This is a genomic window from Gemmatimonas sp., assembly GCF_044345575.1.
GTDB lineage: Bacteria > Gemmatimonadota > Gemmatimonadetes > Gemmatimonadales > Gemmatimonadaceae > Gemmatimonas.
Window position 1 is genome coordinate 1 of sequence record NZ_JBIJAW010000216.1, and the last position, 5,615, is coordinate 5,615.

General features: G+C 66.7%; 4 protein-coding genes and 1 pseudogene. All 5 read left to right on the forward strand.

Features of this window, described 5'->3' with window-relative positions:
* On the forward strand, positions 1-1,971 hold a 1,971-nt coding region (locus tag ACIQ6O_RS11930), incomplete at its 5' end, for a TonB-dependent receptor (protein WP_396208014.1).
* Complete coding sequence (locus tag ACIQ6O_RS11935; protein ID WP_396208015.1) at positions 1,971-2,444, forward strand: hypothetical protein; 474 nt, start codon at positions 1,971-1,973, stop codon at positions 2,442-2,444. The genes ACIQ6O_RS11930 and ACIQ6O_RS11935, both read left to right, overlap by 1 nt.
* The gene (locus ACIQ6O_RS11940; protein ID WP_396208016.1) at positions 2,426-2,953 is read left to right on the forward strand and encodes a hypothetical protein; all 528 of its coding nucleotides are present in this window, start codon (positions 2,426-2,428) and stop codon (positions 2,951-2,953) included. Before ACIQ6O_RS11935 ends, ACIQ6O_RS11940 begins: the two co-directional genes overlap by 19 nt.
* A gap of 313 nt (positions 2,954-3,266) precedes the next feature.
* Positions 3,267-4,175: a prohibitin family protein gene (locus ACIQ6O_RS11945; RefSeq protein ID WP_396208017.1), complete on the forward strand. Its 909-nt coding sequence runs from the start codon at positions 3,267-3,269 to the stop codon at positions 4,173-4,175.
* Between the two features lie 179 nt (positions 4,176-4,354).
* Positions 4,355-5,615, forward strand: a pseudogene (locus tag ACIQ6O_RS11950) (peptidase S9); the annotation flags it as partial.

The following is a 5,615-nucleotide window of genomic DNA, read 5'->3' on the forward strand; positions in this document are numbered from 1 at the left end:
ACCTCGCGCAGCAATGGCCCCATGGCCACGCAGCCGGTCATTCGCGGACTCACCGGTGATCGAGTGCTTGTGCTCGAAGACGGACAGCGCACCGGTGACATCGCGACGACGGCGCCCGATCATGCGGTCACGATCGACCCGATGTCGGCACGACGCGTGGAAGTGGTGCGCGGGCCGGCCGGCCTCCTCTACGGCAGCAACAGTCTCGGCGGCGTGGTGAACGTGGTGCGTGACGATGTCCCCGCGGAACGGGTGGCGCGCGCGCTGAGTGGAGCGTTCAGTGGGCAGGGCGAGTCGGTGAACAATGGCGGGGCCATGCACGCCCGCCTGCAGGGCGGAGCGGGGGCCCTCGCCTGGCGCACCAATGCCGCGTGGCGCACGGCCGGAGATACGCGCGCGCCGAACGGCATGCTGCCGTTTTCCGACCTGCGCGGCCACGATGTTGGCATCGGCGCGGCCCTGGTCGATGTCGCCACGTCGAAGGGCATCTGGCGCATCGGCGGTGCCGCGCGCGACGTGGCGAGCACCTACGGGGTGCCCGGCAGTTTCGGTGGTGTGGTGCTGCCCGGGGCGCACGACGGCGGTGTGTACGTCGCGTTGGCGCGCCGCAGCGGCCGCGTGGACGCCTCGTGGCGTGCGCCCGATGTCACGTCGGCACGGCCCCCGCGGTGGTGGCCGCGTGTGACGCAGGCCAATCTGTCGTCGCAGTTCGTGCGATTCGAACAATCCGAACTTGAGCGCGGGGGCTTCGTCGGGACGCGCTTCGGACAGTTGATGGCCAACGGTGATCTGCTGGTGCAGTACACGCGTCACGCCGGTGTGCCGGTGCGCGGCAACATGGGCGGCTGGGCACAGTGGCGTGACTTCCGCGCCGAAGGAAGCTTCACCGGTACGCGCCCCGGTGTGCTACGAGGTGCCGCGGCGTTCGCCATGGAAGAGTGGGAGCTCGACTCCCTGTTCAACGGCCGCGCCGTTCGCGTCCAGGTCGGCGCACGCTGGGACGCTACGCGTATCGTGCCGCTCGACAGCACCGAAACGGCACTCGTGCGCGACGTGCGCACCCGTCGTTTCGCGGCACCAACCGGCAGCATCGGTGCCACCGTGGAACTCATGCGCGGCGTCACGCTGGGTACGAGTGCCACGCGTGCCTTCCGTGCCCCCGCGATCGAAGAACTCTTCTCGGCGGGGCCTCATTTGGCGACATACGCCTACGAAGTGGGCAATCCCCAGCTGCGCGATGAACGCGGGCTTGGTCTCGATCTCTTCGCGCGTCTCAATCGCGGTGCCGTGCGCGGAGAGGTGGCGGTGTTCAGCACCCGGTTGGCCGACTACATCTATCAGCGCCCACTCGTCGACAGTCTCACCGGCGCGCCGGTGCGTGACCGTCGCCTGCGTCGCTACAACGTGTATCAGGCCGATCAGGCCGATGCGCGCATGTCCGGTGCCGAAGGGCGCATCGAATGGCGCGTCCCCGCACTGCGCGGCGCCGTGCTCGATGCCACGGTGTCGTGGGTGCGCGGCGAACAGCGCTTGCCGGTGGACATGCGTCTCGCCGCCGCACGCTGGGCCCCGCTTCCTGCTATGCCGCCGCTCCGATCGCGACTGCAGCTCCGCCGCGATGGTCGCATCTGGAGTATCACCGGCGTCGTGGAGAATGCCATGCGGCAAACACGCGTGCCACCGGCTCCCGCTACCGCGGGTGCCACCACCTGCGCGCTGCGCGAATCGGAAGCGGTGCGTGGTGTTGGTGCCCCCGCGCTGTTGCCAGCTGAGTTCTGTGCCACCAATGGGTGGACGCAAGTGCATCTCACCGCCTCGCGCCGATGGTTCCTCGGCGGACAACTGCACGAAATCACCACGGCCGTGGACAATCTCTTCGACGTCGACTGGCGCGATCATCTCTGGCGCGCCAAACAGGTGGCCCCACAACCCGGGCGCAATATGCGGGTGTTCTACCGGTGGAGTTGGTGATGCGCGGCGCGACTCTGCTGAAACAGGGGGTGCGGCTCGTCGCTGCCTCCTGCCTGTTGACGGCCTGCGAGCATCCCATCGCCGTCGTGACGCCACACGCCGAGGTCGCCGACCTCGTCTTCAGCGATTCGGCGAGTGCGGTCGTCTTCATGCGCACCACCGACAACCGCGCGTGGAATGCCTCGCCACTCGTGCTGTGTGAAGGAGACACGCACACCCTGGTGCCGAAGCCGCTCGACTTCCGCGGCATGCCGGTCGATCTCGTGTCCCGGCGCGACCTCGAGATTCGCGGCGAAAGCGTGCAGGCGAACGTCGTGTGGGAGCCGCTGCGTGGCCGCGGACGGCTCATCGCGCTGGCGTCGGGCACCACGCGGGTGCGCTTTCTCGTGTGGCATCTCACGCACGCCGACCTCGTCACGCCATGGCTCGACGTGCAGGTACAACCGAGGGCGGCGTGCACACGCCCCCGCTGATCGAAGGACACACCATGAACGACGTACGCGCGCAGTCCCTCATCGGCCGAGTAATGGCCGCGGCCAGTTTGATCGTGCTCGGTGCGTGCGGGGGCGGTGGAGATGTCGCCGCGCCGCCACCGGAGGTGCAACGTCTAACCATCGCCAGTGTGGTCGTCGAAGAACCCGCAACGGGTACCGTGTACTTCTCGCACGACGATCACTGGCATGGATTCCCCACCGTGCGTACGGGGAACTCCTCCCGTTACCTCGTGCACTTCGTGAAACAGGGGCGGTCGCCGGACGATCACGATATGCCACCGCGCAATGAATGGTTCACCCTGGCCACGCGCGGCGATCATTCCCTGCCGGTGGTCATCGAGGATCCCTCGCGCGCCCGCTGGCTCGGTGATCGCCTCGGGGGCACTCTGTTCGGCGATGCGAGTGGTGCGTCGCGCATGAGCCTGCGGGTGTTTCGCGGCAGTACCACCGTGTGGGAGGCTCCACCGCTCAACTTCATCGTGCGCTGACACTGCTGCGGTGCGATGGTTCCATAGATTTTATCAATGGATGACATGGAGATAATCTATTTGGGAAAATTATTGACGGATTCTATGGTACAAATCGAAGGGGAGTAGCGCCGCTCGCGCTGGAGTCACAGCGCGCTGCGTTGCCGATTCGTCAAGACTGCGCCTGCGAGAGCGCACGGATCGGTGAGTCGTCACTCCGGTGACGATGGGCGAGACCTTCGCGACCGGATGTCTGGTGTGCCGTGAGTGCGGCGCATTGCGGATAACGGAAATTCGCGAAGGTCTCGCCCTTCGCACATCCAAGGTTACGACCATGCGTGTCCTGCCGTCCGTTTCCCGCCCCGCGTTGGGCGCTCTCGTTGTCCTGCCGCTGCTCACCGGCTGCGCCACGATTCGCCAGGACGAAATCGGCGTCAAAACGTCGTTCGGCCGTATTGCGAGCGGGCCCCTGCAGCCGGGCGCCCAGTTCATCATTCCCGGCGTCAATTCGGTGCTTCGGGTGCCGGCGCGTGTGGTGAATCGCGAAGTGCGTCTCGAAATGCCCTCCAAGGAAGGGCTCAACGTGGCGGCCGAAGTCTCCATCCTGTATCGGGCGAAGACCGAGAGCATTCGCCAGATCCTCGAGTCGAGCGGCACCCGGTACGAGGAAGACGTCATCATCCCCGTCTTCCGCTCGTCGGCCGCCGACGTCTCGGCGCGCTACATGGCCAAGGACATGCACAGCGGCACGCGCACGGGCATCGAGCAGGCCATTCGTACCCAGATGATGGAGACGCTCGAACCGCGCGGGTTCGTGGTGGAGAACGTGCTGCTCAAGAGTATTCGCCTCCCGGCCGACCTGGCGCGCGCCATTGAAGAGAAGCTCGAGGCTGAGCAGCGGTCCGAGCAGATGAAGTTCGTGCTCGATCGCGAAAAGCAGGAAGCCGAGCGGCGCACCATCGAGGCGCAGGGTATTCGCGACTCGTGGGCCATCATCGCGCAGGGACTCACGCCGTCCATCATTTCGTATCAGTCCATCGAGGCGTTCCGGGAGCTCGCGCGTAGCCCGAATGCCAAGGTGATCGTGACCGACGGCAAGGCGCCGATGCTGCTCACCAACGAGGTGAACGGGGATGTCCGTCCCGCCACGAATGTGCCGGCGGCGGAGATGGCGGCGCCGCGTCGCGTGGTGCGGCCGAACATTCCGGCTCCTTCGGTTCCGCCGTCGTCCCGCCAGCCGTAAGGTGGCCGTCGGCGAGGCCATGACCGGTCGCGCCTGAACCACATTCCTGCCGCTCATGGCGGGGATCCGTTTCTGATACTCATGCCGGTGGCGTCGCAACTCACGTCGACGCCACCGCCCCTGCAGAGGGCCAAATGATTCCTCGCCACCCCTGGCGGAGCCCACTTCGTCCGGGACCCGTGCGCGTTGTGCTCGCCGCGCTGCTCGTGCTGGCGGCGTGGCCGAGTGCGGCCCACGCGCAGTACTTCGGTCAGAATCGCGTGCGCTGGGAGCGATTCGATGTGCAGGTGCTGCGGACCGAACACTTCGACATTCACTTCGATCGCGCCGCCGAGTCGACCGTGCGCGAGACGGCGCGAAAGGCCGAGCGGTGGTACACCCGTCTGTCGGGGCTGCTCGGGCATACGTTCGCCGAACGCAAGCCGCTCGTCCTGTACACCAATCACCCGGACTTTCAGCAAACGACGCTGAGTGGCACACCACTCAGTGAGGGCACGCGTGCCTTCGCCGAATCGCTGCGCGATCGGCTCGTCATGCCCCTTACCGGTGTCGGCGCCGAGAACGATCACGTGCTCGGCCACGAGGTGGCGCACCTGTTCCAGTTCGATATGGCCCGCGGGACACGCGGACAGAATGCTGTGCTCGACCTGCCGCTCTGGTTCGTGGAAGGGATGGCAGAGTATGTCTCGCTCGGCAGCGACGATCCCAACACGGCCATGTGGCTGCGTTCGGCGTTGCTGGCCGACTCGCTGCCCAGCGTGGACGAGCTGACCACCAATCCGCGTCTGTTCCCGTACCGCTACGGGCACGCCTTCTGGGCGTATCTGGGTGGACGGTTTGGCGACGATGCCCTGGCGACGCTCTACCGCAATGCGCTCGTGCTGGGCGTGCGAGGGGCATTGCAGCGCACCCTCGGTGTCCCGGTCGAGGTCATCGAAGACGATTGGCACACCCACATTTCGGTGGCGTATTTCGGTCTCCTCGCGCAGCGCGAGCCGGCGTCGGCGCTCGGGGTGCCGCTCACACCGCGGGCACGTGACGGCGGCTTCTCGCTCAATCCGCAACTGAGTCCTGATGGCGCGTGGCTCACGTACATCGGCCGTGACGCGTTCGGTCGGGTGGATGTGCGGCTGCGCGACATGCGGACGCAACGGGACGTGCGGTCCCTCGGCGCGCTGGCGCGTGACGGGCACACCGATGCGATTGCGTTCTTGTACGCCTCGGGCGGGTGGTCGCCCGACTCCCGGCAGTACGCGCAGGTGGTGGTGCGTCGAGGCGACTCCGAGCTCGCCATCATGGATGTGACCACCGGCACGCTGCGCTCGCGCATACGCGTCCCTGGTGTACAGTCGATCAGTGCCCTCTCGTGGTCGCCGGACGGCCGCCAGCTGGCCATCGCCGGCACGCGCAATGGGCAAGGCGACCTCTTCCTGTTCGACA